This is a genomic window from Coprococcus sp. AM11-30B, from assembly GCF_027674365.1.
GTDB classification, from domain to species: domain Bacteria; phylum Bacillota; class Clostridia; order Lachnospirales; family Lachnospiraceae; genus Allocoprococcus; species Allocoprococcus comes.
In genome coordinates this window covers 71,508-97,525 of record NZ_JAQDVB010000016.1, presented here as the reverse complement: position 1 = coordinate 97,525, position 26,018 = coordinate 71,508, and the positions used below count along the sequence as shown (strand labels likewise).

General features: G+C 51.7%; 23 protein-coding genes and 2 pseudogenes. 17 read left to right on the top strand and 8 right to left on the bottom strand.

Annotated features, from left to right (window positions below; translation table 11 throughout):
* Positions 1 to 91: 91 nt before the first annotated feature.
* Positions 92 to 1,197: pseudogene (locus PGU50_RS11955) on the top strand (IS91 family transposase).
* A gap of 2 nt (positions 1,198 to 1,199) precedes the next feature.
* On the opposite strand, the pseudogene PGU50_RS11950 reads toward PGU50_RS11955, so the two are convergent.
* The 8 genes and pseudogenes from PGU50_RS11950 to PGU50_RS11915 all read right to left on the bottom strand — a co-directional run.
* Positions 1,200 to 1,331, bottom strand: a pseudogene (locus PGU50_RS11950) (type II toxin-antitoxin system PemK/MazF family toxin); the annotation flags it as partial.
* An 828-nt stretch (positions 1,332 to 2,159) separates the two neighbouring features.
* Positions 2,160 to 2,966: a class I SAM-dependent methyltransferase gene (locus PGU50_RS11945; protein WP_270247075.1), complete on the bottom strand. Its 807-nt coding sequence runs from the start codon at positions 2,964 to 2,966 to the stop codon at positions 2,160 to 2,162.
* Between the two features lie 19 nt (positions 2,967 to 2,985).
* A complete protein-coding gene (locus PGU50_RS11940; RefSeq protein ID WP_270247074.1) occupies positions 2,986 to 4,719 on the bottom strand; it encodes an ABC transporter ATP-binding protein in 1,734 nt (577 codons plus the stop codon).
* Position 4,720: 1 nt separating this feature from the next.
* Entirely contained in the window at positions 4,721 to 6,493 is a 1,773-nt protein-coding gene (locus PGU50_RS11935; RefSeq protein WP_270247073.1) for an ABC transporter ATP-binding protein, read from the bottom strand.
* A gap of 110 nt (positions 6,494 to 6,603) precedes the next feature.
* Positions 6,604 to 7,227 (bottom strand): TetR/AcrR family transcriptional regulator, encoded by a 624-nt coding sequence (locus tag PGU50_RS11930; RefSeq protein ID WP_270247072.1) that lies wholly within the window; start codon positions 7,225 to 7,227, stop codon positions 6,604 to 6,606.
* Between the two features lie 228 nt (positions 7,228 to 7,455).
* Entirely contained in the window at positions 7,456 to 7,614 is a 159-nt protein-coding gene (locus PGU50_RS18250; RefSeq protein ID WP_004611461.1) for a sigma factor-like helix-turn-helix DNA-binding protein, read from the bottom strand.
* Between the two features lie 131 nt (positions 7,615 to 7,745).
* Positions 7,746 to 7,895, bottom strand: a complete 150-nt coding sequence (locus tag PGU50_RS11920; protein WP_270247071.1) for a hypothetical protein — start codon at positions 7,893 to 7,895, stop codon at positions 7,746 to 7,748.
* Between the two features lie 864 nt (positions 7,896 to 8,759).
* The gene (locus PGU50_RS11915; RefSeq protein ID WP_270247070.1) at positions 8,760 to 9,608 is read right to left on the bottom strand and encodes a PD-(D/E)XK nuclease family transposase; all 849 of its coding nucleotides are present in this window, start codon (positions 9,606 to 9,608) and stop codon (positions 8,760 to 8,762) included.
* A 559-nt stretch (positions 9,609 to 10,167) separates the two neighbouring features.
* Here PGU50_RS11915 and PGU50_RS11910 point away from each other — a divergent pair.
* From PGU50_RS11910 to PGU50_RS11835, 16 genes are all read left to right on the top strand, one after another.
* Positions 10,168 to 11,640, top strand: a complete 1,473-nt coding sequence (locus tag PGU50_RS11910; protein ID WP_270247068.1) for a hypothetical protein — start codon at positions 10,168 to 10,170, stop codon at positions 11,638 to 11,640.
* Between the two features lie 11 nt (positions 11,641 to 11,651).
* Positions 11,652 to 12,188, top strand: coding sequence for a hypothetical protein (locus PGU50_RS11905; RefSeq protein WP_270247067.1), 537 nt, complete (start codon positions 11,652 to 11,654; stop codon positions 12,186 to 12,188).
* Complete coding sequence (locus tag PGU50_RS11900) at positions 12,178 to 14,211, top strand: VirD4-like conjugal transfer protein, CD1115 family (RefSeq protein WP_270247065.1); 2,034 nt, start codon at positions 12,178 to 12,180, stop codon at positions 14,209 to 14,211. Before PGU50_RS11905 ends, PGU50_RS11900 begins: the two co-directional genes overlap by 11 nt.
* A 64-nt stretch (positions 14,212 to 14,275) precedes the next feature.
* Positions 14,276 to 14,470 carry a hypothetical protein gene (locus tag PGU50_RS11895; protein ID WP_117527907.1) on the top strand — a complete coding sequence of 65 codons (195 nt, stop codon included), beginning with the start codon at positions 14,276 to 14,278 and terminating at the stop codon, positions 14,468 to 14,470.
* Positions 14,471 to 14,499: 29 nt separating this feature from the next.
* On the top strand, positions 14,500 to 14,724 hold the full coding sequence (locus tag PGU50_RS11890; protein ID WP_082421059.1) for a hypothetical protein: 225 nt from the start codon (positions 14,500 to 14,502) through the stop codon (positions 14,722 to 14,724).
* A gap of 18 nt (positions 14,725 to 14,742) precedes the next feature.
* Positions 14,743 to 15,180, top strand: coding sequence for a PrgI family protein (locus PGU50_RS11885; RefSeq protein WP_082430262.1), 438 nt, complete (start codon positions 14,743 to 14,745; stop codon positions 15,178 to 15,180).
* A complete protein-coding gene (locus PGU50_RS11880) occupies positions 15,101 to 17,857 on the top strand; it encodes a VirB4-like conjugal transfer ATPase, CD1110 family (RefSeq protein ID WP_270247063.1) in 2,757 nt (918 codons plus the stop codon). The genes PGU50_RS11885 and PGU50_RS11880 overlap by 80 nt, the downstream gene beginning before the upstream one ends.
* Positions 17,858 to 17,898: 41 nt before the next feature.
* A complete protein-coding gene (locus PGU50_RS11875; RefSeq protein WP_270247062.1) occupies positions 17,899 to 19,671 on the top strand; it encodes a glucosaminidase domain-containing protein in 1,773 nt (590 codons plus the stop codon).
* Positions 19,672 to 19,693: 22 nt separating this feature from the next.
* Positions 19,694 to 20,557 (top strand): hypothetical protein, encoded by an 864-nt coding sequence (locus PGU50_RS11870; protein WP_270247061.1) that lies wholly within the window; start codon positions 19,694 to 19,696, stop codon positions 20,555 to 20,557.
* 34 nt (positions 20,558 to 20,591) lie between these two features.
* Positions 20,592 to 21,656: a type IV secretion system protein gene (locus PGU50_RS11865; protein ID WP_270247060.1), complete on the top strand. Its 1,065-nt coding sequence runs from the start codon at positions 20,592 to 20,594 to the stop codon at positions 21,654 to 21,656.
* A gap of 120 nt (positions 21,657 to 21,776) precedes the next feature.
* A complete protein-coding gene (locus PGU50_RS11860) occupies positions 21,777 to 21,932 on the top strand; it encodes a hypothetical protein (RefSeq protein WP_270247053.1) in 156 nt (51 codons plus the stop codon).
* A 61-nt stretch (positions 21,933 to 21,993) separates the two neighbouring features.
* Positions 21,994 to 22,569 carry a hypothetical protein gene (locus PGU50_RS11855; RefSeq protein WP_270247052.1) on the top strand — a complete coding sequence of 192 codons (576 nt, stop codon included), beginning with the start codon at positions 21,994 to 21,996 and terminating at the stop codon, positions 22,567 to 22,569.
* A 29-nt stretch (positions 22,570 to 22,598) separates the two neighbouring features.
* A complete protein-coding gene (locus PGU50_RS11850) occupies positions 22,599 to 22,838 on the top strand; it encodes a hypothetical protein (protein WP_270247051.1) in 240 nt (79 codons plus the stop codon).
* Positions 22,839 to 22,984: 146 nt separating this feature from the next.
* Positions 22,985 to 23,860, top strand: coding sequence for a hypothetical protein (locus tag PGU50_RS11845; protein WP_270247049.1), 876 nt, complete (start codon positions 22,985 to 22,987; stop codon positions 23,858 to 23,860).
* A gap of 34 nt (positions 23,861 to 23,894) precedes the next feature.
* Positions 23,895 to 25,001, top strand: coding sequence for a hypothetical protein (locus PGU50_RS11840; protein ID WP_270247048.1), 1,107 nt, complete (start codon positions 23,895 to 23,897; stop codon positions 24,999 to 25,001).
* Positions 25,002 to 26,006, top strand: a complete 1,005-nt coding sequence (locus PGU50_RS11835; RefSeq protein WP_270247047.1) for a DUF3846 domain-containing protein — start codon at positions 25,002 to 25,004, stop codon at positions 26,004 to 26,006.
* Positions 26,007 to 26,018: the final 12 nt, after the last annotated feature.

The following is a 26,018-nucleotide window of genomic DNA, read 5'->3' as shown; positions in this document are numbered from 1 at the left end:
ACAACCCGGAAGGTGGTGAATCATGAGTAAGGATTGTACGATTCAGGATGTTTTTCATCGTTTTTATTCATCATTTGAATCCACACATGATATTTCTCCCGCTCAGAGAAAAGCCGCTTACCACATCATGAATTGCAAAACCGGTGCCTTCGGTGTGAACGTAAGCGTATGCGAGGACTGCGGTTGTAGATCAGTCCACTATAACTCCTGCCGTGACAGATGCTGTCCTATGTGTCAGGAGTTTCCAAAAGAAAAGTGGGTAGATGCACGGCGGGAGGATGTCTTAGATGCACCTTATTTCCATGTGGTTTTTACAGTTCCGGAAGAACTTAATCCCATTATCTACAGCAACCAGAAATTCTTATACACTGCTCTTTATCATGCGGCTTCAGATACTCTCAGTGAACTTGCTGCTGATAATAAATATCTTGGGACTGATATCGGCTATATTTGTATCCTCCATACATGGGGAAGCACCATGAATTTTCATCCTCATATCCATGCAATTGTTCTTGGTGGAGGGCTGGATGTGAAAAATCATTGGAAAGACAACGGGAAAGATTTTTTCTTCCGATTAAGGCGATCTCCAAAACGTTTCGTGGAAAATATATGGCTGAACTTAAGCAGCTCTGGGAAAATGACAGACTTGAATTTCATAGATCAGCTACTCCTTACAAAAACTACTATACTTTCAAGGAATTGTTAAATACCTGCTATGCAAAGGAATGGATTCCTTATTGTAAGAAACCATTTGATGGTGCCGAATCTGTCATCAGATACCTTGGAAAATACACCCACCGGATTGCTATCAGCAACTACCGAATCAAAGGCATGACAGAATCTACAGTTACTTTTTCTGCTAAAGATTACAAAAATCAAGGGCATTGGAAAGAGATCACCATATCCGGCGAGGAATTTATCCGTCGATTTTTAATGCACGTTCCTCCAAAACGTTTTGTACGTATCAGGCACTATGGTCTTCTTTCATCCAGAAATAAGAAGAAAAAGATTGCCCTATGCAGAAACATCCTTGGCTGCAAAAAATATATTTCCAAACTGAAAGATATGGATGCACCTTCCATTATCTGTCTTCTTTACAATAAAGATATATGCAAGTGCTCTTCCTGTGGTGGTAAAATTATTCCTCTGCCTACAGAACAACATTTTATAAAACCAAAACCACATATGCTCTGTTAACGTATCGTAGGGCTGAACCTGTTTCCTGTATCATTGGAAAGAATGAGGACAGGTCTTGTGCCGCCCTGTTCAGAGCCGATATGCGGATCAGGTTTTGCGTAGTAAATATCTCCACGCCTGACAGTTCTTTTCATTTGAATACCCTCCAATCTATATTTGACATACGGTTTCTGTCTATGTAATAAGCCAGACGAAAGGCTTTTTGAGGTCGGGAGCATATAAAACAAAGCTCTGTTCTCATTGATAACCTTATATCTGGCTTTATGATCATGGCATTTCTATTTGTCCTCGACACCCCGAAATGCAAATGCGCAAAAGCGCAGGGAAGTCGCCAAACGGTCAGCAGCGAACTGACTCCACGGGAGTTTCACCCCAACTGACGGTCTGCCAGAGCCGCCCTCATTGCCTGCGGCGGATTGGATACCGCTCGGACTGTGACTGGACGGGAGTACCATTATGCTCTTTGTGGGTTATGGCGAAACCGAGGGCTACCCGATATTTGGAGTCAGTATAGGTTCGCTCACCACCTTTCATCGCTATTTGCTTGTCGGCAGGTCTTGGCGTACTGCTCCGCACGCTTATGCTCATCACAATCACAAAGAGGAAGTATTTGGCGAATGACTATTCGGTTGTCAAGGAACAATCCTGTTTACGCCACACAAAGGAAAACAGGGTGGAGGATTTCGTCCTCTCACCCTGTCGCCAATGGGAAACTATGAATTTCCCCTCATAATTAAAATATTTTTTTGATTTTTTCTTTCAGCCTGTCCATACGCCTGTAAACCGCCTTTTGTCAAATATCAGAGGGAATGTTCATTGAAATTATTTTAGGAGAATTTGTTACTAAATCATTATAGAGCTTATTAAGATAATGATTATTGCATATCAAATATTATTTACTCCTTTTTCAAGCGTTGATTTATTTCTTTGCACTTGCAAAAATTATTTTATGTTAAAAAATCTTAGGTTTTTAAACAAATCATCTTTACCATCTTGAATTGATCAGAAACTGCCATACTGACCTTTGTGGATAGCTTTAAACTGTTTTTAGGGATGTAACGATAGTATGGTTCCTCCGTAATCACTTTCACATTATCCCCGATTTTTGCTGCCAGTTCTTCCGCGGAATCCACATAAAAGAACATCTGTGCATCGGCATGGCCGACCTGTTTCATATATTTTTTCTTCATCATGGTCATGCCTCTTTTGTTCACCGTATCAAAAACAACTTCCATATTTCCAAATTGCCCAATCATACGCAGAAGGGCAATGACCTTATGTTCCTCAAAATAATGAAATAATCCGCCTGCAGTAACGAGAATAGGAGTATCAAGTACATCATTGCGAACTTTTTTGATCCAATCCTTTGCAAAGGCATCCCCGGAAATATATAATTCCCTCTCTGGTTCGGGAAGAAGTCCCCGCCGGTATTCGATTACATGAGGCAGATCCATGGCATACCAGTGTGTCTTTCCGTTATCACATCGGTGATAGGTTGTCTCCAGACCACAGCCCAACTGGACAATCACACCGTCCGGTCTGCGTTCCAGAAAAGTCCGAATAATCCGATCCATATTAGCAGACCGGGAAGCAGAGGCCAAAAGGGTATACTGGTTCTGCATATTCTGTTCAATCAAGTCTAACGGCAGCCTATTTTTCAATTCCAACGCCTTTTTATCATATAAAATTTGTGGGCAATGCTCACTGGCATAGATTCTGCCCAGCATAGGGACAAACAGGGTATCCTCCACAACGCCTAATGTTTGCATAACCAGCCCTCCCTTTTCTTTACGCAAGTTTCCAATTCTGGCTTTCTGTCTGCAGTTTTACCATATGGGCATATACACCATTCTTTTCTTCCAGATTCTTTGGTGATCCTTCTTCTGCCACGGTGCCATCAGAAAGGACAACAATTTTATTTGCTCCTGCTACGGTACGCATCCTGTGGGCGATGACCAGAACCGTTTTATCTGCGATCAGACGGGAAAGGGCTGTCTGTATCAGAGTTTCATTCTCCACATCCAGGGAAGCAGTGGCTTCATCTAAAAGAATGATCGGCGCATTTTTCAGAAATGCACGGGCAATAGAGATACGCTGGCGCTCTCCGCCGGAAAGTTCACAGCCATTTTCCCCGATATTGGTATGCCATCCATCCGGCAGTTTTTCCGCAAATTCATCCACATTGGCAAGTTTCGCAGCAGCAATGACCTGTTCATCTGTGGCGTCTTTGTTTCCGATTCGGATATTTTCCAGAATCGTATTGTCAAACAGTGTAACATCCTGGAATACGATGGAATACAGAGAAAGCAGTGTTTCCGGGTCAATTCGGGATACATCCATGCCTCCCACGGTAATCTTTCCTCTGTTAATATCCCAGAACCTTGCTGCCAGCCGGGATACGGTTGTTTTTCCGCCGCCAGATGGGCCGACCAAAGCCGTAACCTCTCCCTGTTTTGCCGTAAAGGAAACATCTTTCAATACGGTTTCTCCGGTATTGTAGGCAAACCTAACATGGTCAAAGACAATATCATACCCCTGATTGGAAAGCCTGTCGCTGCCCTGCTGGATCGGATGATCGAGAATTTCATTCATACGGGCAATGTTGGTTCGTGTACTGATGACTGCCGCAAGATTCTGGAGTGCGCCCTGCAGAGGGTCATATAAACGGGATACTACCAGAAGGAACATAAAGAATGTAAGCACGGAGAGGCTTCCTTGCATGAGCAAAACAGCTCCCACCAGCGTAACCGTTGCAATACCAAGCTTCAGCACCAGCGATGCGGAAACCACAAAAACAGCAAGGCCGAATTCATTGAGGATGGAACGATGCTCCACGGCACGGATCTTCTTTTCCAGACCTTTTAAATATGCCTGCTCCGCATTGTTCGCTTTCAGGTCACGAACCGTTTCAATGCACTCCTGTATCCCGTCTGCGCAGGCCATCTTTACATCCATGGCTTTCTGATTCAGATTTTCCTGAATCTTTGCGGAAAATCCCACAATCGCAAAGGCAACCGGCAGAACCCATAAGGCAGCCAGTGCCATTCTCCAGTCCGTAAAGAGCAGACCAATGGAAATCAGAACTGTAGAAATGATCGAACCCGCAAGCTCAGGGATAAAATGCGAAAAACTCTGCTCCAGGAAGGTGCAATCCGCCATAATGGTACTGGTAAGATCGGCTAAATCCTTTTTCCCGAAAAAGGAAAGGGGGATTTTGCGCAGATGCTCTGCCAGGGTAATGCGGCGGATACCGCTTTCTTTGTAAGTGGCAAAATAGGTCGCATTGTATTGAAAGAAAGTGGTCAGCAGAATCAAGCCGATACACACCACGCAGCCTGCCACATAAAATGGAATTTTCTCGCCGGGAACACCCCCGTTCATCAGATCGCTGACCAGGTAATATAAAAGTCCCACCGGAAACATAAAAGACAGATTCTGAAGGACACAGGCCAGGCAGCCTTTGATCAGGTCTTTTGCTCCCTGTTCAGACAGGGCATATTTTTTCTGCAGTTTTTTGATCATATCACTGCACCTCCTTTGTTACCTTCCATTGCACGGAAGTCTGGTAATTTTTCCACATACGGCTGAATATACCGTCTTTTGCAAGCAATTCGCGACTGTTTCCGCACTCGGCAACCCGTCCGTCGCAAATGACAAAAATCTGATCCACATTTGTTACGGTAGAAAGCCTGTGGGCAATCATAATCACTGTCTTACCCTCGGAAAGTCTTGAGAAAGCAGCCTGTACGCAGCTTTCGTTATCCGGGTCAGCAAAGGCAGTGGCTTCATCCAGAATGATAATCGGAGCATTTTTCAGCATCACACGGGCAATGGCAATTCGTTGCTGCTCGCCGCCGGAAAGATAGACACCCTTTGTACCGATGACCGTATCCACACCCTGTGGGAGTTTTTCCAGAATATCATCGCATTGCGCGTGATGAAGGGCAGTCAGAACTTCCTCACGGGTAGCTTCCGGTTTTCCCATACGCACATTTTCCAGAATAGATGCCTTGATCAGACGGCTGTTCTGAAATACGAAAGACACCGTGTTCATGAGTTCCTCTTTCGGGATGTCTTTCACATTAACACCACCGATTTTTACCATTCCGCTCTGGGGATCAAAGAATCGGGAAATCAGGTTGGCAAGGGTTGTTTTTCCACCGCCGGATGGACCTACAAAAGCTACCGTCTGTCCTGCAGGAATGGTCAGTGAAATATCTTTTAATACTTCTTTTTCTCCATCATAACTGAAATGAACCGATTTCAGTTCCACGGAAGCGTTTTGAGGATGCTTTGAATGTTTCGTTTCCTCCAGAGGCTTCAAATGCAAAACGCTGTCAATTCTCTGTAAAGCGTCGTCTACGATCATGGCGTTTTCACTTTGGAACATAATGCGTGTCAGTGTGACAGAAATAACCGGTGTAATGATGATATAGAAAATAAGATCCAGTAAGAAACCGGAAGTTACACCGTCTTGCGTAAGCAACAGTCCTCCGGCAATCAGTGTGGCAAAAACGCCGTTGATCGCAGCTGTATAGAACATCATCGGTGTCCGAAGCTGCCTGGTATAAGCAATCACCCATACTTTATACCGGTCAATGGAGTCTTTAAACTTCTTAAAGGAAAAGATCGTCTGGCCAAAGGTTTTTACCACCGGAATCCCACGGACATACTCTACCGCTTCATTGGACATATCATCCAGCGCATTCTGGTATTCTTTCATCTTTTCCTGCATCTGCTTTCCGGTCATTGCCATCATGATCAGAAACCCCAGCACAACTGGAACAAGACTCAATAGTCCCAGTCTCCAGTCAAACACGAACAACAGCACCAAAAGACCGCAGGGGGTTGCAATGGCATTGGCTCTGTCGGGAAGCTGATGGGCGAGATAGGTTTCGGTGGCTGCGCTGGATTCGTTGACAATCTTGCGCAGTTTTCCGCTGCCAAAACTCTCGGCAAACCCAAGAGGCAACTTAACAATATGCTCCATGGTCTGGATACGCAGGTTTGTGGCAATACGAAATGCTCCCAAATGGGAACACATCAGCCCTGCTATGTAGACAAGCACCGCTATAACCGCAAACAATACTGCCATCCAGCCATTACCGGTCAGGTTCTGTGCCTGGTCAAAATTCGGTGCCACCTCCAATACTTCCTTGATCATTTTCCAGATGTAATAGAATGGTACCAGAGCAATCAGGGCACTGATCGCAGAAAGCACCCAGGAAGCATAGGTCAGGTACTTATGGCTGCCTGCAATTTCCAGCAGGCGTGATAAATTGGATTGCTTTTTCAAAAAAATTCCTCCTTTTCTTTGTGTTTATGATAAAGAGAACACGTCTATGTTCTTACAATATCCGAATTTAGATTAGTTTCAGCTAACTATCAAGCAAAAATTATAAGGCATTACTGCCCCATAATTTTCATCCATCCCGCTGTATAAAAGGCGCGCATTTCTCTGACGTAGTTTTCGGCATCTTTGAGCGGCATTTCGTGGATGATCAATTCAAAAAAGGTATGAAACATTCCGGTGATCAGAATATGCTCCAGCGAAGGATCGATATGCGGAGAGGACCTTCCAAGCTTCCTTAAAACCTCCTGATAGGCATGAGTCCCTTCCACTTCAATCTCCACCATTTCATCAATTAGCCCGGCAAATTTTGTTCCTTCCGAACAGCAGAGGATCAGTTTACATTCCTCTAAATGTTCGTACGCATAATGGAGCATATCGTACATACAAAGCCCCGAAATGTCACTCATGACTTCCGGCTGCTGGGCAGCTGGTAGTTCGGCGAACTCCTGCTGTGCCTTTATAAAACGTTTGAGAATATATTCGTAATGCTCACCAACGATGGCTTCAAAAAGTTCTTCTTTACTTTTATAATATCCGTAAAAGGCTCCGGTAGTCATTCCCACGGATTTCACAATATTCCGCAGGGAAGCGTCTTTATATCCTTTTTCTAAAAATTCTGCTTTCGCTGCCCGGTGGATATTTTCTAAAGTCGTTCCATTTCCGTTTATTTTGCACACCTCCTATATAACAGTGCTATATAACACTGTTATAATTTTAATCTTTAAAAAAGATTTTGTCAAGAGCAACAAGAAATAGTTGCATAAAAATAGCAATCCAAACAGCATTCTGCACTTTATTACTGATAAAATTTTTAAATACTGGTTTTGACAAAAGTTTCATTTTTTCTAATAAATGATAAGCAGGGTGGAGTTTGTTCTCACACCCTGCTTTGTGATTATCATGAACTACTCGAAGATCTTCTTCACTTTTTCTTTCAGCCTGTCCATATGCCTGTAAACCGCCTTTTCGGTAATCTTCAGATACCTGGCTATTTCATGAGTGCTATACCCCTGGATCTTCATCAGAACGATCTGAAGGGTAAGCCTGTCCACGGTGATCAGCACATGATACAATTTCTGATTCTCAATACGATCCAGAAAGTCCTGTACTGTTTTCAGTTCTGCTTGATCAGTGGATGCTGCTACGGTATCCAGATATGTACCTGTTCTATCATGGCTAGTGTTATTTTCCTATATCATATCTCAAATCCAGAAAAAAATTTAGGATGTCGATGCAGACAATCTTTTACTTGAAAGGGATGTTTCTTAAAAGGACGAAGACGCTCAATCTCAATTTCTATGATTCTTTCTTCTTTTGCTTCTGATTGTCTGTTTGGCTCAGTCATCTTGACTCCTTTCCTCCAGGATTCAGGATATAAAAAATGCCTGCCTGGAACTTTTGTTTTAGGTAAAGTTCCAAACAGACATTGCTGTTTGACCATTAGCTGTAGCTAATAGAATTGTATACTGTTTCAGCTAATTAATGTTTGCAGGTTTCAGAGAGATGGTTTCTTTTCCCGCCTTTTCTCTGATTTACATCCACAAATAAGGGGTGACACCAGAGCGGAACCCAAATGTTAGCTAGACTCTTGAAAAACCATGTTTGCAAACCGGTGATTTTGATTAGCTGTCAGCTAACAAAAATCGGATTGCGTTAGCTGGAAATTGATTATTTTGAATGGAATTTTGTGTCACGAACGTGATTAGAAAATAACAAAAGCGTTCGTTGTCAGCTAATCCAGCTAACATTTTCGAACGCTTTGAAGCCCGTCGCCAAGAGGATTTGAACCTCCGACCCCTCGCTTAGGAGTTCTCCCTGCAATTCGGTAGCACTTGGTATCCTCTGATACCAGATGACCGCTTGACGCTGTAACTACGGGCATTCTATGAATTGAGCGGATGCTTCTTTCTGCCTTAGCCGGTGCTCCGTATCCACTTGTGGAATGGCATCAGTTAGCAGAATGTTAGCAGCTTAAAGTCAATAGAATTGTCTAACCGCCCCAACCTTCTCGTTGGAGAATTGGATACTCGAATGTTTCGGCATTAGCCAATAAGGAATCCATGTCCTGCAAATCTGTCGGACATGGATTTCTACTTTTTGCAAATCACCCCTTAAGCAACAGGACTGCATTTCATATTTCTTTAGCAAAAGGCTCCACGAGCCAGAAGCCCGTAGAGCCATAAAACCGTGAAGCCGTCTAAGTGGTTATCTATCTTGCAGTAGAAACACTACCTGCAAGCCACTCCTGCACCATCTGGGCATTTACTTTCAAGATTTTTGCGATTCTATCTACTGTCAAGCCGTCTTCCGCCATGCTTCTGGCGTTTTCTCTCTTCTCATCCATTCTTGCTTCATCACAAAGCTGCTCCATTTCCTTGCACATATGCTCCACCCCTTTCTCGGTCTCTTTCAGTTCGTGTACGCGGTCGGCCAAGGCTCCCGCCTGCATCTCTTTCGCTTCCTTCACACGGAAGTCGTGCATCAGTCTTCCCAGTTCCCCGCCATCGTCCTTGCTGGAATCCACGTAGATGAAGTGCTCCTCATCCCCGAACTCCTTGCCGTTCTCGCGGATTATCCGGTCGATATGGGCTATCGGGAGTCCGTGCCCCAGTGCGTCTTTCAACGTGACGAATATCACGTAGGTCTCCGGGAGCTTATCGAAGTTCTTTCCCGTATCCAGCACGTTGGAATCCATCATCCCGAGGTTGTATCTGGCACGTTTCGGGTGCGCTCCCTCATCGTCCTGCTGTATCTCGACGTTGAAGATGCGTCCGCTTCCATCCTTTGCCACACAGTCCAGCACGACACCTCTGCCATGCATGTTTCTGAAATCCATCTGCGTCTCATTGTCGATGACGGTCAGTTCTTTGTCTTCCAGAATAATTCTAAGGACATACTCGCAGGCATTCTTATCTTTGAATACGTTCCGCGCGAGAATATCGCTCATCACGGTCAGGTTCTTAATCGTTTCCTTGTATCTCTCCTTATGCAAAAGCATTGTTTCTTCCTGATTCATCGGTGTTAACCACCTCCTGTTCGACTCACAAGAAGGTATCAACCATCTTGCTATATATATATTTTACAAGAAAGCCGGTAAACATTCAAGACTTGTATTTTCCCCGCCGAAAGGACAAAATCCTGCGGCTTGCGCGGAGTGGCCGGGGTCTGGGGCAGCGCCCCATTTCAGCAATCTCCGTGCATATAATGAGCGGTCGCGGTGCCCGGCGGGAAAGCCCCTCGCTTTTCCTGCGTCCGGCGCATCGCGGCAGCGAAGGCGAATGCACGTGAGTCGGAGCCGGTCAACTTTTCCGTTCCAAATGTTTCCGTCAATCCGCCTGCGGATTTATGAAAGATTTGTGGACGGAATGGTTGAGGGGCGAATCCCTCTACCCAGATGAGAAAAGGGTCAACGTTCGCAAATAGGCGCAAATGGGTTCATTTGATTGCAAATGGTGTCTTTTTCTATCATCGGCATCTCTGACTTGGCAGTTTCTACCTGCACGTTCGTGTATAGGGCAGAGGGATGGAAAATAGCCTGCGTTATAATCTGTCCCCAAGGAGACGGCATTCTTGCCGCTTCAAAAGACAGAAAATCGGAAAAGAAAGGATGATGCCACATGGCTCAGGATTTCGGCGATGACATGGGAAACGCCCTCCTAAACTTCGTCACAAGGCAGACGGAGAACTACTTGCGGTTCGGGCGTGGCAGGGAACGTGCTTTTGACTGGTGGCAGCGCCATTATAAGAAAGAAGGGAACACTCCCGAGCAGGCAAAAGCAATGGCTGAGAAGCAATCCTCTCGTGAGCAGGTGGTCGTGCCTTTTGGTACTTCCGAGGAAGCCGCCTACTATGCGCAGGTATGCCGCGAGAATGGTACCTATGCCGCCGTCTACACGGATAAACAGGGAAATGGGTTCCTTGCCTTCGCACGCGAAGATGCGGAAACCGTTGCAGGGTATGCCCCGCAATTTAAGGACGTGATGGCGCGTCTCGATGAGCAGCGTATCACCGACGCACTGAATCACGCGGAACCCGTGGATAAGAAGACCATGGATTCCCTCACGGAGCTGACAGGCTATCCCGACCTTCCGGCGGAAGACGTAACGGTCATTCCGGTCACCATCCGTTACAAGGACGCGCCAGACGAGACTTACGATGTGCTCTTTAGCGAACAGGATACAGAAGACCTCAATATCGACGATTCGATTTTCTTCTCCGGCTACTCCCACAAGGAGCTTACAGAGATGGTTGGTCGTGAGACCCATGAGGATTTCGATGTGATTGCTGTCAGTGACCCCTATAAGGTTCATGCGACGCAAGTGAAAACGGATGCCCCGGAAAAGACCTATGATGCGCCGGGAAAGGATGCACCTGCCCGCAGCGATAAGGTTGCCCCGCTTCGTGCCGAGGACACCGCCATCCATACCCAGAACATCCGAGCCGCTGCCCAAAAGGCAAGGGAGGACTGCACAGACTTTTCCGACTTCGAGCGCAAGATGAACGCGCAGGGCTTCGGCGTGACCGAAACCAGCAAGGGCGAGGTCATGGCCTACGAGCCTGCAAGTCTGAATAAGGACGGTTCGGTACCGGCGTATGAGCGCGGTCGTGACTGGCCGGTCTCTGCGGAGACGTTAAAGAACCGGTACGACCTCGATGTAACCCACAACTGGTTCGAGCAGAATACCCCGAAGGACGCTGGCACCCTCCCGGATAGAGACCTTGCCATGCAGAATGCGCGTCTGACGCAGGAGCAGATGCGTGACAAACAACAGCTGCTTGAGCCGGTTGCATCTGATGGTGCCATGGATAACGACGGGCGCACGCCCGACCCGAACTCCGGTATTGAGAGCCACGATGGTGCAGATACCGATTCCCGCACCGCCGTCATGGATGTAGAGCAGACCGGAAGCGAGATTCGCCCCTCCGATATTCGCGAGGAGCAGCGATATGATTCCGAGTCCTATTCCCTCACGGGGGAAGCACGCGATATGACCGCTGCCAAGAACCAGATGGATACGGAAACGCAGGCACAGGAAACCACGCGTGAGCATGGTTCGAGCCTGCCCTTTAACGGCGAAGACGCATTGTAAGGAGATAGACCATGACCCTCAAAGACAAATTGCCGGACAGGCTGAAATGCTCCCCGCTTCTTACCATGGAGTCGGACAGCGATATCGAGACCATCGCAGAATCCATCGTGAACCTTTCTGATTCAGATGGGGACTTCTTTAAGAAGACGGAAAAACTTCTCCTGATGGCAGCCCTTGGATATTTTAGGGACTGGTGTGAGCCTTCCCAGCGTACCATCGGGAACCTTATCTCCCTCCTCGATGCCGCCCTGCCAAAGGACAACGAGACCCATACCACCCTCGACAACCTTTTCTATGAAATGAAGTCCGGGTGCAAGCGCGTGAAATCGGAAGATGGCATCACAACCCTCTGGGAGCCTTCCACCCTTTCCCGTTGCGACGGTCTCACTCCGCGCGATTCCAACGGTATCGATGTGTCCGAGGATTTTTCGCTCACCTGCTATGAAGGATTCCGCCACGCGGCCACGCGGGAGACGCGCACGAGTATTGTGACCACGCTCCTGCTTGTGCTGGAAGAAGTGGAAAAGGAGGACGTGTATGGCAAATAGCGCGAACCCGGAAATCAACAAAAAAATCGCCACATCGGCACTCGGTACCCTCTTCATCGCCACGGTCTTCTTCTATCTCGGTGACCGCTATGCCGAAACCCTCGTCACCTATCCGGGACAGATTTTCGACCATCTGGGCGATGCCATGCTCACCATGTGGGAGACCATAGGGGATGCGCCGTTTGCCCTCGATATGACCAGTAACTCCCTGCTGTTTGGCGGGGCTTGCTTTCTCATTATCTGGATGATTTGGCTTCGCTACGTGGCATTCATTGGAAACTACCGTTCCGGTGAGGAGTCGGGAAGCGCAAGGTGGGGCACTTTGAAGGAAGGAAAGAAGTTCAAGGACTTGCAGACCGAAGACAACAATCTTCTCTTCACCAAGAACTTCGGCCTTGCCTTGCACCGCCCCAAGTTCGACCCGGAATATGACCGCAACCTAAACGTCCTCGTGGTCGGTGGCTCTGGTTCCGGTAAGACCTTTAACTACGTGACCCCGAACATCTGCCAGCTCAACACCAGCTACTTTGTCACCGACCCAAAAGGTACCCTTCTTAAGGATGCCGGATACCTGTTCACGGACAACGGCTATAAGCTCAAGAGCTTCAATACCATCAACCTTGATGAGTCCATGCACTACAACCCGTTAAAGTACGTGAAGACGGATACCGATATCCTCTCCTTCGTGAACTGCTTCATTATGAACACGAACCCCGAGGGGAAATCGAGCGGTGACCCGTTCTGGGAGAACGCGGAGAAGATGCTCTACACGGCGCTCATCGCCTTGTTGCGTGACTGGTTCCCGGCGAAGGACTACAACATGTCCTCGCTTCTCACGCTCCTCTCCCTTGCGGAAGCACGAGAGAACGATGAGAACTTCAAGTCCGCTCTTGACCTCATGTTCCTCCAAATCGAGGAGGGCAAGAAGTACAAGCAAAACGACGGCTCTTCTCCTGACACTGCGGGGAATGCCGGTCTCTCAAGGAGCTTTGGCACCAAGCAGGCAGATAACGGTTGGTCTTGGGTGCCCAGTAAGTTCAAGCGCAACTCCGATGGCGTGAAGCCCGCCGACTGCGGGGGACTTTCCGCCGACGAGGACTTCGCCCTGATGAACTACAAGAACTTCAAGGTGGCCGCAGGCAAGACCTTAAAATCCATCCTCATTTCCTGCAACGTGCGCCTTGCGCCCATCGCGACGGATGGCGTGCGCGAGCTTTTGACCTATGACGAGATGGAGATTGACACCCTTGGTGACCCGGATGCGAAGGTGGCGATTTTCGGCATCCTCTCCGATACCGACAAGACCCTCAGTTTCCTGTTCGCCATCCTCATGTGGCAGACCATCGACCAGCTGTGCCGAAAAGCCCTTTCGGATTATGGCGGGAAACTCCCGACCCCGGTGCATTTCATCTTCGACGAGTTCGCCAACATCGGCACCATCCCGCAGATTGAGGAGACCATCGCGGTCACCCGTTCCCGTAACATCGGCATCACCATCATCCTGCAATCCATGAGCCAGCTGGAAAGCAAATACGATAAGAAGGCGCAGACCATCATCGACTGCTGCGACTCGACGCTCTTCCTTGGTGGCAAGTCCAACTCCACCAACAAGGAGATTGCGGAGATGATTGGCAAGCAGACCATCCATCAGATGACTTACAACGAGTCCACGGGGCAGTCCTCAAGCGCCAGTAAGAACTTGCAGATTCAGGGTCGTGACCTTATCGACGCAGCAGAAATCGGCAAGATGAGCCGCCTAAAGGCAATCCTGCTCATCGCCGGTACCAACCCGCTCATGGATGATAAGTACGACCCCCACGCCCATAAGCGATACCGCTATATCGTGGATAAGCGCAACTGGAAGCGTTTGCATAAGAACTCCTTCGATTTCGAGCGGTATCTGAAAAACGGCTGCGAGCCGTACACCCCCGATGAGGATATGGGTGCGGAGTTCACAGCGTGGAAGTGGGCGGCATGGAAAAAATCAAGGAAGGGGCTTCTGGGCATATTGCTGAACCGGTAGTCACTTATAATTAAGAGAAATGCCACGCGAAAAAGGCAGAAAGGGGACGAATGGAGGAAGGAACTTGGAAACACTCGTCAAACTCGCCGCCCCGGCGATAGGAACCGCTGCGGGCGCATTCACCGTCGTGGGAATCATCTATCTCGGGATGACCCTCGCGGGACTTCTTCGCGGCGGGGGCGGGGAGATACGGAAAGCCGTTGCAATCATCGTCGCGGGACTTACCTGTATCGCCTTTGCCCATCTGTACGGTTACTAGAAAACAAGTAAACAAGAAAGGAATCAACCATGCTGGAAAACGTGAAAAACCTTCTCTCTGATGGTGTGACCGCCCTCGGCGGCATCCTCATCGTCTTCGGCCTTGTGAACCTTGGCCTTACCATCAAGGACGGTATGCAGGGCGGCGGCGGTCAGCTCTCCGGTGCCCTCGCCATGATTATCGGCGGTGCCATCGTCGTGGGTGCTGCCGTGTACTTCAAGACCGGTATCAACTGGGGTTCCCTCGCGGGCTAGAAAGGAGCGATATCTAACATGCTCTCTGTAGCAGTACACAAGGATATCGCCGAGTATCAGCCCAAAATCGTAGGCAAGATGACCATGCGCACCCTGGTATCCATCACGGGTGCGCTTTCTGTCTCGGTACTTGCCGGGCTTTACATCTACTTCGTTTTGGGGCTGAACGTCAGCGATTGCACCTATTTTATCTACGCCGTCTCGTTGCCGTTTTGGTGCGTGGGCTTCGTGAAGCCCTGCGGGATGCCCTTCGAGCAGTTTGCGCCGCTTTGGCTTAAGGCAAACTTCACGAACGACCGCATCTTCTACAAGCCGTCCATGCGTCTTGCGGGGCTTCTCTCTGAGTCGGAAAACAGCAAGCAGAAAGGAACTATCTATGGAAAACACTACCGAAAGCAGGGAAACCTTCGCGGCATCGAATCCTACTCCCCAAGGGCAGGACGGGTCATCTCTTAACGCCGCATTTGACGTGGACGCGTTCGTCCATGCATCCGGTGACGGGTTCGGGAACACCGCGCCCCTGCGCTCCGATACCGGCGCTATCGACATGGATGCCATCTCTCAGGTCGCACACGTCACGCAGGGTGCCGGAAAGCTGACCCGAAAGGAGAAGAAGCACGCCAAGCGCGAGATGAAGCGCAGGAAAAAGGAAGCCAAGAAGGCCGAGAAGGAAGCGAAAAAGACCTACAGCTCCGTCAAGTCCCAGTTAAAGGACAGGGACAAGGAGCTTTCCGATAAGATGGCCGATGCCAGAAAGAAGCGCGACTCCGCGAAAGACGTGGTGAACTACATCGGCTACAACAAGATGTATCAGGATGGCATCTGTGAGGTGGAGGAGGGGATGTTTTCCTCTTCCATCGCCTTCGATGACACCAGTTATCATTCGGTGCGCGATGAGCAGCAGAAAGCCATGTTCTCCGCCATCACCCGCCTTTACGACCAGTTCGGTGCGGATACGCTCGTGCAGATGAGCGTCATCAACACGCCGCTCCTCAAGGAAGAGGTCGGTCATCGCAAGTTCTTCGACCCGGAGCGTCAGGCAAACGATGCTGCAAGGAACGACGCGCAGGTATTCAACAACATCCTGAACGATAAGGTGAAGGAGGGGGTCAGCAACATCCGCAGGAACCGCTACCTCACCTATTCCGTGACGGCAGACACCGCAGAAGATGCAGCGCGTCAGCTCTCCCGTATCGAGGTCGAATCCTCCCGCATCCTAAACTCCATCGGCAGCAAGGCACACCTTATGAACGGCACCCAGCGCCTTTCTGTCATCCATTCACTCTTAAACCCCTATAAGCCGTTCCTGTTCGATTACCAGCGCGATATTTCCGCCAAGCGCTTACAGACTACCAAGGACTGCATCGCACCGACGCAGATTGATTTCCGCCCGGACGGCCACTATAACGACTGCGTAAAACTCGATAACGGGGTCTACGCACAGGTACTCGTGATGAAGAAGTTCGGCTCGGAACTTTCCGACCGCGCACTTGCCGACATGGCAGACCTTCCTATCCCCATGGCTATCACGTGGTACGTGCAGCCCATGGATAAATCCAAGGCTATCAATTACGTGCGCACCCGTTCCGCATGGATTGACAAGGAAATCATCGAGGAACAGCGCTCGGCAGTGAACAAAGGCTATGACTTCTCCATCCTCCCGCAGGAGCTGAAATACTCCAAGGAGGAGACGGAGGACGTGCTCGACCACTTGCAGAACAAGAACCAGCGTCTCTATGTCTTCACGGGGCTTGTCTACACTTACGCGGAGAGCAAGGAAGCGCTGGATACGCAGGTGCTTCGCATCATCTCCACGGCACGTCAGAACTCCATCGAGCTTGACACCTATGACTATCGCCAGCGTCAGGGACTTAATTCCATCCTCCCGCTCGGCCATAACCACGTGGAAATCTCCCGCATGTTCACCACGGCGCAGGTTTCCATCCTCGTGCCGTTTGCCACGCAGGAGCTTGACGATGCAGGCGGCAACTTCTACGGCCAGAACAAGCACAGCCGCAACCTCGTGGTCTGCAACCGCAAGAAGCTCACCTCGCCGATGGGCTTCGTCTGCGGCAAGACCGGCTCCGGTAAGGGTATGTTCACCAAGACCGAGATGACGGGCACCATCTTCTCCAATCCGACGGACGAGATTTACGTCATCGACCGCGCAGGCGAGTACACCGCTATCGCCGAACGCTACGGCGGTAGCACCTACCACTTCGGCGTGGGTACCGGAACCCATCTGAACCCCTTCGATACGGTATCCGTGGAACACATGACGAGAAACGAGCAGATTGCGTTCAAGGTGGACGCGATGTTAGCTCAGGCGGGCGCTTCCGCTGCCGAAGCCGGGTCGAACTTCTCTGAGGTTGACCAGTCACTCGTACAGCGCTGCACCGAGCTTGCCTTCCAGAAGGCCGCAGAGCGCGGAGACAATCTTCCGCCGACCTTACAGGACTTCTACGATGCCGCGAACGAGCAGCCGGAGGAGCAGGCTCAGGTCATCGCGCTCCGTTACGAGCGCTTCGTGAAGGGTTCCATGAACTTCTTCAACCATCAGAGCAACGTCGATTTCAACACCCGCATCGTGGACTTCAACCTGAAAGACCTGCCGGATTCCATGCTGGTCTTCGCCCTCATCAACGTCTGCGAAGCCGTCCGCAACCGCATGTACTTCAATGCAAAGCGAAACGTCCGCACATGGCTCTACGTCGAGGAGATGCAGAGTATGTTCGCGTACCCGACGGTACTTAACTACTTCTCCCGCTTCTCCAACGAGGGTCGTAAGTTCGGACTTTTGCTGACAGGTATCAGTCAGAACGCCACGGCGATGCTCGCCAACGAAGCGGCGCGAAATATCGTCCTTAACGCGGACTTCCTCATGCTTCTCAAGCAGTCCCCGCTCGACCGCATGAAGTGGGCGGAACTTCTGAACCTGTCCGAGCAGGAGGAGGAGTGCATCGACGAGTCCGCAGAGCCGGGTGACGGCCTGCTCATTGCAGGAAACGCCCGTGTGCCGATTCGCGGCAAGTTCCCGTCCGGCAACGTCCTCTATGACCTGTTCTCCACGAACCCCAATGAGACGAAGAAGACGGGGCTTGGGGACAAGAAAGATGCAAAACCCGTTATCTAGCAACCCAGTAAGAAGACCCCGGAAAGGACGGTGAACGTCAGATGAAGGCTTCGGATTTCACGACCGGCGGAAACGACCGTGAAAAAGCCATGAGTAATCTCCTCAAGACCGAAAAGACGGATGCCGTCAATACCGGTCTGGTGGAAAAGGCAGATAAGAGCGCCAAAGCCTTAAAGGGTGACCTCTATTCCGTCGGCAAGAAGGGCACGCACGGCGCGGGAAGTACCGCCCTCGATGCCATCGCAAGGAAACGTAAGAAGACTTCCGCCGCCGATGCCCTTGACGGAAAATCCCGTAGCCAGCTAACCGGAAAAAATGCCCTCACGAAAAAGGTGCAGTCTCGCCACAATCTGAATAAGAGCCTGAAACGTGGTGCAAAGGGTGTAGCCGCAAAAGCTGCCCACAACGCTCTCAAAGACTCCGAGCTGGAAGGCACGGACGATTTGGTCGCAACCGCGCACACCGGCGCGAAACTTGCCGGAAAGGCGAGAAAGCACCTTCGTTCCGGTAAGGATGCACTTGAAAAGAAAGACTCTCTCGGTGCCCTCTCGGAAAAGAAATACCGCACCGAGAAACTGGATAAAAAAGCTGCCCAGAAGCGGATGCAGTTCTCCAAATACTTCCATAGGAACGTCTACGAGAATGCTGCGGCGCAAGCGGGAAAGAAAAAGGCGCTCACGATTCTTTCCGGTGGCATCAAGGGAATGCTTTCATCACTTGCCGGTGCCGTCTCCCAATTCTTTCCACTCATCATTGCCTTCATCTTGGCCTTCGGCCTGATTTCCGTTGTCGGTGGCGGTGCCGCCGATGAGGAGCAAAAGAGCGCATCGCTTGACGGGATGCCCGCATGGGTCACCTACGACCTCGTGCTCGCGTGCCTGAACGCCCACGAACAGTACGGATATCCCGCTTCGGCGCTCCTCGGCCAGATGATGATTGAGAACGGCACCTCGGACTCCGGTTCCGACCTCGGGCGGCTGTACCACAACTACGGCGGCGTGAAATATGCCGGTTATGACTACGGCGGACTCATCACGGGTTCCGTTAAAATGCTCACCACCGAATACAGTGCTTCCGGCTCTGCCTACAAGACCTACGCGGATTTCGCCGTCTTCAAAGACGATGATTCGTACATGAAATACCGGTGCGAGCATCTTTACAAGCAGTCCAACTACACCCGCGTTGCCAATTACCAGAAGGCCATCGACACCAACAACTCCGAACTCTTCCTGCGTGCCCTCGGCGAGGGTGGGTACTACACCGCGTCGCAGGACAGCTATATCGCCCAGTACCGTTCCATCTGCCAAGCCTATCCGCTCGTTGCGCAGCTCGACTCCATGACCGCAGAGGAGTTCAAGAATCGGTACTCCGGCACCACCCTCATTCCCGGTGGCGGGCAGGACTACCAGAGCGCCGACCAGTGGCAGAAGGATATCGTGAATGCCTGCTCGCAGACTCCGTGGCCGGGAGCCAACCTTTGCGCCACATGGACAACAAGGGTCTATGCAAGAGCCGGTCATCCCGTTGGCGGCAACGGCAATACGCAGCTCGGCAATCAGGGATACGGTGCCAATTACAGCCAGAAACGCGCCACCACCGACCTCTCCCAGATAAAGGTAGGAATGCTCATCTCCGCCCAATACGGCTCCAACACCCCCGCCGGTAACGCTTACGGGCACGTCGGCATCTATATCGGTGACGGCAAGGTCATGGATAGCATTTACTCCGGTCTGCGCACCATCTCCCTGTCCGATTGGGTTTCCCAAAACGGAAGAGGATGGGTTGTCTGCGGCTATCCATGGGACTGGCGCTAGGAAACCAGAAAGGATACCTGCTATGAAGAAACTGAAAGCATGGATGGCGGAACACAAGAAGTTTTCCGTCATCGCCCTGTGCCTGCTCCTGATGTTCACCTGCGGCTCTGCCATGAGCGCCATCAACGTGTCGCATCACCGCGCGGAAACCGCAAAGGAGCAGAACGCAGGAAATAACACGGACACTACCACAGCCGCTGAGAAGAAGACGAAGGAGGAAACCGGGAAAGTGGAGCTTACCGATGCCCAGAAGGAAATCATCAAGGGATACGATACCGATGCCAAGGAACTCATCGACACCCTCTCCTCTTCCGTCTGGTCGGTAAGCGAGGGGCGCTACACCCTCAAGTTTGCCGATGACTCCTACGTGGAAACGGTGAACGGAACTCCGACCGTCCATAGTTACGCCATCTCCCGCGTGGAAAAGACCTCCGATGGGTACGGCGGCTATCTCTATACCATCGTCTTCGAGACCGATACCGGCACCCATATCGTGACCTACACGGACGGCAGTGGCGCTGCGGTGAACTCCGATTCTAAGACCCCCGGTGAGAACACCATCTCCACCCTTACAAGCTCTACGATGTTCGCTCAGAAAAACACCGCATACGAGCGTGCCGAAGCGGTCACAAACATTACCGTGAAGGGCATGAACAGCGAGGTCACGAAACTCTTCGGCGGGGATGAGAAGGCCGTCATCACCGCCCTCTCCAAGTGGTGCGCCGTCCATTACCCTTCTGTCACCGAAGCTACATGGCAGAAAGTCGTGAACCTCGACTATGAGAACGGGGTCATCACCACGGACTTCAAGCTCAACGACACAAACTCTGTTTCCATCACCTGCGTTTACGAGCAGTCCACGGGCGAGTTCTCCTTCGAGGGCTAGGGCAGCATCGCCATGCAGGCAGAAAGGAATCTCTATGAATGAACAACTGACTTTACAATCCACACAGCATGAGGAGACGAAGACGGTTCCCCTGCGCAGGAGAAAGGCTTGTCTCGCGGGCACGTTCGCGCTCTTCGCCGCCTGCGCACTCGTGCTCCTCATTCCCCATCCGGCCTACGCGGGTGTCCTCGGGGACTTCCTTGATATCCCCAACATGATTAAAACGTGTCTTCTCCAAATCGCTGCCACGCTCTTCAACACCTATTTCGGTGTCATCAACCAGACGCTTGATGCGAGGTTCATTTCCGGGCCGTTCAACGAGCTTTTCGGAACAACCGAGCCGTATGGCGTGATAAAGGACTTTTATCAAGCCGGGGTCATCCCCGTTGCCCATGCCATCCTGGGTCTCTTCATGCTGATGCAGCTCATCAAGATTAGCCAGCGCATCGACGCGACGAGCACCCTTCCCGCCGTGAAGGATATCGTGTTCCTCGTGGTGACCTACTGCATCCTCAGCTACTTCATCGACAACGCCCTCGACCTTGTTTCCGCCATCTACGGCATCTTCAACGACCTCGTTGGTAACGTGTCGGACAAGCTGCAATCGAAAAACTGGTATGAACCCGGAATCGAGATGACCAAGGACGATGCAGCCGACGCCACGTTCGGCGGATGCTTCCTCCTTTTGATTTTCGGACTCATTTCATGGGTGGTCGGACTCGTTTTCTATGCCATTTCGATGGTCGTTGCCCTCGGGCGTTCCGTTCAGCTCTATGTCTATGCCGCCTTCTCTCCGATTCCCATTTCCCTTCTCGGCTTCGAGGAGACGAAGCAAATCGGAATCGGTTACCTCAAGAACTTTGCGGCAGCAGCCCTCGCAGGCGTGGTCATGGTTCTTATCCTCTACCTCTATCCGCATCTTGTGACCGCCCTCGCGGTTTCCGGCGGACTTGGAAAGGCTGAGATGCTTGGTCTCGCACAGGGCGTAGAAACATTCGACTCGTTCGGTGTCATCATCAAGACTATCGCCGTTCTCATCACGACCATGATGGGGCTTGTAAAGTCCGGCTCTTGGGCGAAGGAAATCCTCGGCGCATAGACGCTTACCGAAAACCTGCTACCGCTCACCGAAGGGGCGTGCCGAAACCGGTGCGCCCCTTCCCCTTAATAAGTTATTATTGGGAGCCAAGCGAAGGCTTCCGATGGAAAGGAACACGCTATGGCATATAACACACCGGAAGCGGTTTCCGTTGACAGCGAAGCGCACGATATGGAAAACGGCAGGGATGGGCTTGATGGTAACGCCCCGGAAAAGGATGCCCCGGAAAAGGACGATAGAGATGCGCAGCCGCCTGTAGACACCGACAACCGTTAGAAATGTGCCTGAAAACGGGTGAGGGCAAGGCTCCACCCGTTTTCTGCTGAAAGGAGACTCTATGGAACCGAAACCGAAAGAGCGTATCGTCTTCGACGAAGACTCCTACTACGGAGACGAAGGCGAAGAGATGGCGATAAACGACCTCATGGAACGTGACGGTCTGACCGAGGATGAGGTGCGCGAGGACTTCACCGACGATGAGATTTTCAATCATCAGATGGAGATGAAGGATTTCGATTACGAGGAGGAGATGCGGGCACTTGCCGCCTTCTTTAACGGGGAGAAGTCCGACATGTCGGATTTCGTCAACCCTTACGGCGGCAACCACATCCTCGTGTCGGGAAGTGTTGGGCGCTGGAACGGCACGTCCACCGGCATCGCCGTCTACAAGGACTTCGATGCCGCCACCGATTGCTCTCCATCCCGTTTCGGTCAGGGCAACGTTTTCGCCGACTGCGAGATTCAGAAGGTCTTCGGCATCCTGCCCGGTGCGGACGCTGGCGGCTATTCCCTTTCGGGGGAAGCGAAAGAAGCCGCCCTCTCGCGCTTCGCTCTCCCGGAGAACAGGAAAGCCGCCCTCGATATGATTCGGAAACTGAATGAGTCGAGAGACAGCAACGAAAACGCCCTTTAGGCGTTTCCACCAAGAAAGGAGAAATGAACATGGCAGAAGATTTCGGTGACAGCACGGGAAGCGGCCTTGTGAATACCGCCAAGCAGGCCGCAAAAGAGGTCGTTCAGGCCGTCGTGACAAAGGGTGCAAGCATCGGTGGAAAGGGTGGCGGCGGCATCTCCCTCTCCGGGGAAGCCAAGGACATGATGGCAGCTTCCAAACAGCTTGCAGGCGGTTCTGCCGCACCTTCCCGCGAGCATCTGGTCGCAAAGCCCGACCTCTCCCGTTAGATAGAACCACAGAAAGCCAGCAAACCGTACAACTAGAAACACAGAAAGGATGATTGCCATGCAAGATAACGACTTCTGGATTGGGCAGGAGCAGATTCCCGTTGACCTCTCCCTCCTGCTCTCCTACTTCAACGATGAGGACTACTTTGACGTTCCGGGGGGATTACGCACTCCGTGTCTATACCGTCGATAGTCTGAACACCAACTTTGGCCGTCCCTGCTTCGCACTCGGTGAGCGCACGTCCGACCCGGAAATGGAGGATGTTTCCGGTGCTATCGAGAACACCCTCCACGAACTTCTCGATTCCGGCGCGACCCCCGAGGACGTGTACCGCATCATGGGACTCGTTAAGGAGAGCGAGCTTTCCCCCGAGACCAAGGAAGCTGACAGCTATCTTTCCATCGACCTCGGCTATTGCATCGACGGAAATATCGTCTCCTATGAAGCGGTGCCGGAGAGCGTTGCGACGGTGCCTGAAAACGTAGATTACCCGCGTTACGCGGAAGCGATGGAGAGCCATGTGCCGCTTCCCATCGCTACGCAGATTGCCAAGCATGACTTCTCTCACGGACAGGCGGATATCCTCATGGAAGCCGCCCGCAGCCCGCACGTCTCGCCCGAGACGCTTGAGACGATAGCCGACAAGACCCTTTCGTCCGGTAAGATGCGCGGTCTTCTGGATATCGCTTCTGTCGGCAAGAACCCCCTCGATTTTCGCAATATGGACGAGCAGACACTTAAGGCGGCTGTTTCCGTGCTGTTCCACGGCGGCAAAGACCTCCCCGTGACGGAGCTTGACCTTGCGCAGCTGCGTTCGGTAAACCTCGCGCTGATGGACGGGGCTTCCCCCGCCGAAGCCATGCGTGCAGCCGAGAAGTCTGCATCCGCCGAGCTGGAAGCGACTGCCGCATCTCTCGCATCCGAAGCCCGCGACGCGAAGGCCGCTCGCACCGAACTCGATAGCCAGTCGGAGACGAAGGATGCCCCGACACGCGCGGAAAAGGCAGATGGCTCCCTGTGACAAAGTCGTTTCATGAACAGAAAGGAGGACACCTATGACACCTGACGGAAAAACATTCGACCCGGAAACCGTTACCGACAAACAGCTCGTTCAGTACGAACAGGCCATCGACCGTGGCCTAACCGAAGCCAACGCGATGCGCCTGACCGAACACGAGTACAACGGCTTTCAGGCCAATGCCATCATCGCCGCCGCACTGAATCCGGCGGTGGGAGAAGACGTACTGGATGCCCTCGCGACCCCCAAGTACACCGCAGCCCAGATGACGGCCATCGCGAAAATCGCCATCAGGGGCGGAGACTTCGCACGCTTCCTAGACCCGCAGATGGACGCACGGCGCATGGAAGCCGCCTATCTGGTCGTGGCGCACGGGGGGAGCGACTTACCTGTGGAACGTCTCTCCCGCTCCCAGCTGCTCACCATCAACAACCTCCTTCTGCAAGGCCTTCTCCCCTATGAGACCGTCCGCGCCATCGCAAAGCCCGCGTTTACCCCTGAGAGCATGGAAGTCATTGCCGCCGCCATGGAAAACGCACGTCATGACCCCTATACCGGTGAGCACTCGCTGACCGAAGCGCAGGTGGCGCGTATCATGAACCCGGAATACAGACCGGAGCAGCAAATCGCGCTTCTTACCGCCATGCGCGGGCAGACCCCGGTTGCAGACCTGAGCGATGCGGACTTTGCAGGGCTGTTCCCGGCTTCCCTTTCCGTAGAGCAGATGAGCGCCTGTGCCTATGCCGTGAACCGGTGCGGATATAACACACCACTTCTCATGATGACCATGCAGGTGTGCGCAGACATGAACGCGCAACAGCTCATGGCCGTCTTCGATGCAACGGCGGCAGAGTTTTCCGATGCCACTATGGCAAAGGTCTCCACAATCCTTATGCACACCCCAACCCTTACCTCCCAGCAGATGCGCTATCTGCTCGCGGAAGCTAGGGACGGCACCCCGTTTCCAGCTCTGGAATCCATGAAGGATTATCTGCTGGCGCAGGTGGAACCCGAAAAGGCACTGGTTGCCGAAACCGGTGTCAAGTCCGAGTCCCGTGACATGGCATCCGGCAAGGAAGCACTTGCGGAGCAGACGGGACTCGATAGCACCAAAAAAATCAATCAGAACAAGGAGATGGAATAGATGACCGATAATTTCAAGGAGATAGGTTCCTTGTTCGGCAGGGAAGGCGCGGGCGCAGGCTTCGCCAAACAGACGGATAAGGAATCCTTCACCTATGCCTTCGCTTGGCCGGAGGGGGATACTTGGGCAACCCTCACCGGATACCTGAATCTCGATGAGCAGCCGGAGGAGTACGTGCGCCGCGTGCTGCAAGACGGCGGATTCCGCTCCGATTGGGGCAACCCGGATTACGACCCTATCGGTGATTTCAAGGAGACAGCCGGTGACGAATACCGGATTCCTCTCCTGAAAGTCCTGCTCCGGGAGCAGCTGGAAAGCCGCTACGAGGTCGCAAACCATGTTTCGACGATGAACCGCGCCCGCGTGGAGCTTTCCGCCTTTATCCAGAACGAGGGCGGCGCACCGCTTCCCGAAGACGCGCTCGGTACTCCCGAAGAACAGGGTATCCGTGCCATGCTCATCGCCACCGGCGAACCTCCGCGCGAGGTGACCCTTCTGCCGGATAATAACGGCTCCACCTTAAAACCACTGCAAGCACTGGTGGGTGGAGATATCGAGACTTTCGATATCGCTTTCGGCGAGAAGGTTTCCCTTTACGTGAACGAGGAGGGTCTGTTCACCTGCCCGCCAAACCGTGCCATCTTCGCCACCGAGGAGATGGCAAAGGCCGGGTATCTTTCCCAGCTCGATTATTCGAAGGTCGTGGAGATGGGGGATTTCTACACTGTTCTAAACGGCGATATCGTAGCCGTGGGCTTCGACCCAGAGACTGGGGAGAGCCGGTCGCTCACGGATGGGGAGACTGCCCGCGTGGAAGGTTACTTCACCGTTATCAGTAAACCCGGAAGCGGGGCGAAGGCTGTCGATGATATCCGGCACGGTATCACTCCGTGCGGCTACGACATTACCGTGGAGAGCCACGACTGCACCTCTGGCAGGAACGCACTCGCGGCGGATGCGCCTGCAAGGGATGCGCCCGGAAAGGATGACCAGAACATCGGATAGAACACGAAGTGA